We start from the raw sequence: 3,656 nt of genomic DNA, 5'->3' as shown, positions 1-3,656 counted from the left end.
TTATAATAATAAATATAATTTAGAACAATTAATAAAAAAATAATCAGATAAGCAACAAATCTATGATAAAATTGTATCACAGTAGGATTACTGGATGAAGAAATCTTAAGTAAATCTATTTTGTTAATATCAGTTGGAATAAATTTTCCATTCATATCAGGCCAAGTATTATAAATTAAACCACCATCTAAACCTGCCAAAAAAGCACCTAGAATTATCTGCAATATTAAAAAGAATAAAAAAATTGATAAAAAACTAATGCTAATTTTATCTTTATTTTTTTTGATTTGTAAGTTTTCTAATAAAAACCAAAAAACAACTGATAATATAAAGAAAGCAATTGATAAATGAAGGGCTAACCTGTAATGGCTTACATCTATGTTATCAACTAATCCGCTTGATACCATAAACCATCCAATAAAACCTTGAAAACAAATTAATAGAAAAATTGAATAATATTTTTTTTCATAAAAAAAATCTCTTTTGATACTTAAGAAAATAAAAATTAAAGGAATAATTGAAAACAGTCCTATGAATCTTGCTAAAATTCTATGTCCCCACTCCCAATAAAATATCACCTTAAATTCATCTAATGTCATATCAAAATTTAAAATCTTAAATTCTGGTATCTGTTTATATTCATTAAAATAAAAATTCCATTTTTCTGATGTAAAAGGTGGTAAAATTCCTGAGAACAATTCCCAAGCAGTAATAGATAGACCAGAATCTGTTAATCGTGTTAATCCTCCAACACCAACAATTGACACGATTAGTATAATCATAAATATTAGCCATAAACGAATATACTTTGAGTATTGATCTGTATTTACAAACATAATTTATACATATAGTAGTATGTTTATTAACCAATGGATTTAATGTCGCCAATAAGAAAAAAAAAATTAGAAGTCATCAGAAAAAAGTTAGACAAACTTGATAATAGTTTACTTTCAATAATTAAAAAAAGAACTCTATTAGTAAATGAAGTTGTAAAACTAAAAAAATTTAAAAAAGAAATTGTTGATAAAAAAAGAATAAGAGTGATCCTTACAAAAATAAGAAAAAAATCTATTCAAAAAAAAATTGATCCAAATATAACAAATAGAATTTGGAAAAATATGATTTGGTCTTATATTAATTACGAAAGAAAAAATTTTAATAAAAAATAATTATTTGCTGTGTGGCGGTAATTTTTTTTCAACAAAAACTTCGTGCTTTCTAGTTGCTGGATTATATTTTTTTGTTTTTAATTTTACTTTTGCTTTTTCACCACCTGCAGGTTTTTTTACATAATAAAAAAATGGACTGTCAGGTTTTTCTTCTGGAACCATTCTAACTTTAACGTGTGTTTTTTTAGCCATATTATTTTATATCTTTAATATTTTTTATTAAATCAGAAATTTTAAGTAATTTTTGTTTTAATTTGTCAGCCTTTATAGAATTATTGGCTAATTCGTCAAGAGGTAAAGACTCCTTAGAATTAAGTATTTTCTTTACACCATTTATTGTCATACCTTGATCTTTTAATAGAAATTTAATTTTTTTTAGTAAATCAATAGTCTCATTATCAAAATAGCGTCTATTTCCATTAAAAATTTTTGGTTTAATTTGTTTGAATTCTTTTTCCCAAAATCTTATTGTATGAGTCGATAAAGTGCCTTTTTTATCATCTGTAAGACCTAAAATTTTTGCAACTTCCCCTATTGTTTTATAAGCATTATCAGATTTCATTATTGTTAATATATTCTTTAAATTCTTTTGAGGGTTTAAATAAAATAACTTTTCTCGCAGATATTTTTTTTTCTTCTTTAGTTTTAGGGTTTCTTCCTATTCTAGATTTTTTATATCTAATTGAAAATGTTCCAAATTTTGATATTTTAAGTTTTTGATTTTTTATTATATTTTCAATTATTAATGAAAAAAAATCATCAATAAGATTTTCAGAAATTTTTTTTGAAAAACCTAATTGCATATAAACACTATTAACTAAGTCTTTTTTAGTTAAATTAATACGCATACTAAGTTATATTATTTTTAATTTTGTTTATCAAATCACCTTTTATAATTCTTTTACAAACATCCAGTGAATTTGAAAAACCTAGATAATCTGTGCCACCATGACTTTTAACAACTGGAGAGTCCAGTCCAATGAATATTGCACCATTGTACAATCTTGGATCAAGTCTTTTTTTGAAATTTTTTAAATTTTTAATATTTAAAAATGATGAAATTTTTCCAATCAAATTTCCTGTCATGGCTTTTTTTAATTCAGTAGTAATAAAATTTGCAGTTCCTTCTGCGGTTTTTAGAGCAACGTTTCCAGTAAATCCATCTGTTACAATAACATTTACATCACCATCCATAAGATGGTTACCTTCAATGTAACCTTTAAATTCAAAATCTAAATTTTTTTTATCATTTAATATTTGAAAAGTTTCTTTAATAATTTCGTTACCTTTTATTTCTTCTGAACCAATATTAAGCAATGCAACTTTAGAAGTATCGTTAGGAAATAAAGCTTTGTACAGTGAAGATCCCATAATTGAAAAATCAACTAAGTTTTTTGAGCTACATTCGATATTTGCACCTAAATCAAGTACCACGTTCATACCTATTTTATTCGGCCATAAAGCTGATAAAGCTGGTTTATCTATATTTTCAATCATTTTGATATTTAATTTTGATATTACTAAAAGTGCACCTGTATTTCCTGCTGATATCACAATATCGGATTCTTTTGATTTAACACTTTCAATAGATTTCCACATACTTGTATCCTTACCTCTTTTAGCAGCTTCTAAAGGGGAGTCGGTGCTTTTAACTGAATTATCTGTATGAAATATTTCATAGTTATCTTTTAAGATCTTATCGTCAATCAATGGAGTAATTTCACTTTTGTTTCCAAAGATTTTATAAAAAACATCTTTATTTTCTTTGTGATGATGCACAATTCCATCTATAGTTTTTTTTGGTGATCCATCACCACCCATTGCATCAACTGCAATTTTAACCAAATCAGTCATTTAATTTAATTTTATTCTTTTGGGTCTAGTACCTGTCGACCTTTGTACATACCTGTTTTTAAATCTAAATGATGAGATAATCTATATTCTCCAGATTTTTTATCCTCAACAACATTTTTAGCTGAGAACTTCATATTTTGCGCTCTTCTCATTCCAGTTCTAGAAGGCGTTTGTTTTCGTTTAGGTACTGCCATAATTAGCGATTACTTACACTCTTTATGTAAGAATTTAAAGTGTTTTTTTTAAGAGTTTTTAAGTAATTTTCAAAATAATTTAGTAATAAAGGGCCATTATTTGAATTTAAAACATAATTTTTTAAAATATTGATTTTTTCACCATCAGTTAAATCATCCCAGAAGTGAATTTTATCAATTATGCTGTGGAATAGATTTAAATAATCTTTCATTTTTTTATTAATTGATTGATCACCGTAACCAATTTCTCTAATGCTTAGCTCTAGTTGTCTAAAAGTAAAATCATATATTTCTTGTAGTGTGTCTTTATTTTCATTGTTTTTAAAATTTTTAAAAAAAAAGGCAAAATGTATGAGAAAATATATTAACCTATCTGAAAAAACGTCTTGATCTTTAAAGTCTTTATATAATTCTTTATTTCTAGTCAATTTAATTAAAT

At 24.9% G+C, this 3,656-nt stretch carries 8 protein-coding genes; 1 reads left to right on the top strand and 7 read right to left on the bottom strand.

Annotated elements, in window-relative coordinates; all coding sequences use genetic code 11:
* The coding region (locus ACTT9D_RS06990) for a COX15/CtaA family protein (RefSeq protein ID WP_440931063.1) at positions 1–782 on the bottom strand (782 nt) is incomplete at its 3' end.
* A gap of 96 nt (positions 783–878) precedes the next feature.
* Here ACTT9D_RS06990 and ACTT9D_RS06985 point away from each other — a divergent pair.
* Complete coding sequence (locus ACTT9D_RS06985; RefSeq protein WP_440931062.1) at positions 879–1,169, top strand: chorismate mutase; 291 nt, start codon at positions 879–881, stop codon at positions 1,167–1,169.
* Here ACTT9D_RS06985 and ACTT9D_RS06980 read toward each other — a convergent pair whose 3' ends face one another.
* From ACTT9D_RS06980 to ACTT9D_RS06955, 6 genes are all read right to left on the bottom strand, one after another.
* On the bottom strand, positions 1,170–1,361 hold the full coding sequence (locus tag ACTT9D_RS06980; RefSeq protein ID WP_440931061.1) for a 50S ribosomal protein L33: 192 nt from the start codon (positions 1,359–1,361) through the stop codon (positions 1,170–1,172).
* Position 1,362: 1 nt separating this feature from the next.
* Positions 1,363–1,731 carry a MerR family transcriptional regulator gene (locus ACTT9D_RS06975; RefSeq protein WP_440931060.1) on the bottom strand — a complete coding sequence of 123 codons (369 nt, stop codon included), beginning with the start codon at positions 1,729–1,731 and terminating at the stop codon, positions 1,363–1,365.
* A complete protein-coding gene (locus tag ACTT9D_RS06970; RefSeq protein ID WP_440931059.1) occupies positions 1,721–2,017 on the bottom strand; it encodes an integration host factor subunit alpha in 297 nt (98 codons plus the stop codon). Before ACTT9D_RS06970 ends, ACTT9D_RS06975 begins: the two co-directional genes overlap by 11 nt.
* 1 nt (position 2,018) lies before the next feature.
* Positions 2,019–3,023 (bottom strand): phosphate acyltransferase PlsX, encoded by a 1,005-nt coding sequence (gene plsX / locus ACTT9D_RS06965; protein ID WP_440931058.1) that lies wholly within the window; start codon positions 3,021–3,023, stop codon positions 2,019–2,021.
* 11 nt (positions 3,024–3,034) lie between these two features.
* A complete protein-coding gene (gene rpmF / locus ACTT9D_RS06960; protein ID WP_014953285.1) occupies positions 3,035–3,217 on the bottom strand; it encodes a 50S ribosomal protein L32 in 183 nt (60 codons plus the stop codon).
* Positions 3,218–3,219: 2 nt separating this feature from the next.
* Positions 3,220–3,656, bottom strand: a 437-nt coding sequence (locus tag ACTT9D_RS06955; RefSeq protein ID WP_440931057.1) for a ubiquinol-cytochrome C chaperone family protein, incomplete at its 5' end; no start/stop codon positions are given.

This window comes from Candidatus Pelagibacter sp. (assembly GCF_052049815.1).
Classification (GTDB): Bacteria; Pseudomonadota; Alphaproteobacteria; order Pelagibacterales; family Pelagibacteraceae; genus Pelagibacter.
The sequence above is the reverse complement of the archived record's forward strand: the minus strand, read 5'-3'. Positions and strand labels throughout refer to the sequence as shown.